Here is an 870-nt window from a genome sequence, read left to right as displayed (position 1 = left end):
CCTGCTCCAGGCCTACCCGGACCTGAAGGGCATCATCGCGCCCACCACGGTCGGCATCGCCGCCGCAGCCCGCTACATCGACAGTTCCAAGTACAAGGGCAAGGTCGCCGTCTCCGGTCTCGGTACGCCGAACCAGATGCGTAAATTCGTCAAGGACGGCACTGTCAAGAAGTTCGAGCTGTGGGACCCGGCCAACCTGGGCTACCTCGCCTCGTACGCCGCGGCCGCTCTCGTTTCTGGTCAGATCACCGGTGCCCAGGGTGAGACGTTCAAGGCAGGCAAGCTCGGTCCGCGCACGATCGGCAAGGACGGCGAGGTCATCCTCGGCCCCCCGACCGTCTTCGACAGCGGCAACATCGACAACTACCACTTCTAGGACGCTCGGCGCGGGGCCGCCGGGCGCGGCCCCGCGCCGTCGCGGGAGGAGCCTCCATGGAGCGCGTGTGTTTCCTGCTGCGGGTCCGTAAGGACCGGCTGGAGGAGTACCGCGAACGACACAAGGCGGTCTGGGCGGACATGCTGACCGCCCTTCGCGCGGCGGGCTGGCGGAACTACAGCCTCTTCGTGCGCGACGACGGGCTGCTCGTCGGCTACCTGGAGACCGACGACTTCGAGGCCGCACGCGCGGCCATGGAGGGTACCGAGGTGAACGCCCGCTGGCAGGCGGACATGGCGCCGTTCTTCGAGGAACTCGAAGGGCGCCCCGATGAGGGCCTGCTGCGGCTGGGCGAAGTGTTCCATCTCGACTGACGGATCGGGGACCACGAACGATGACAACGGACATAGCCCAGGTCAAGGCGGCGCTGCGGACGCAGCGGATTGAGACGCCGTCGTGGGCGTATGGAAATTCGGGTACGCGTTTTAAGGTGT

General features: G+C 66.7%; 2 protein-coding genes. Both read left to right on the top strand.

Annotated elements, in window-relative coordinates; genetic code table 11:
• The coding region (locus tag ACFFNX_RS51485; protein ID WP_378213825.1) for a substrate-binding domain-containing protein at nucleotides 1–376 on the top strand (376 nt) is incomplete at its 5' end.
• 56 nt (nucleotides 377–432) lie between these two features.
• Nucleotides 433–750 (top strand): L-rhamnose mutarotase, encoded by a 318-nt coding sequence (locus ACFFNX_RS51480; protein ID WP_378213824.1) that lies wholly within the window; start codon nucleotides 433–435, stop codon nucleotides 748–750.
• The last annotated feature ends 120 nt before the right edge of the window (nucleotides 751–870 follow it).

The sequence above is a fragment of the Actinoallomurus acaciae genome (assembly GCF_042429965.1).
Classification (GTDB): Bacteria; Actinomycetota; Actinomycetes; order Streptosporangiales; family Streptosporangiaceae; genus Actinoallomurus; species Actinoallomurus acaciae.
The sequence above is the reverse complement of the archived record's forward strand: the minus strand, read 5'-3'. Positions and strand labels throughout refer to the sequence as shown.

Bases quoted from the DNA above. Each gene is read 5' to 3' on its own strand.
- ACFFNX_RS51480 (WP_378213824.1), top strand. From the start codon at position 433: ATGGAGCGCGTGTGTTTCCTGCTGCGGGTCCGTAAGGACCGGCTGGAG.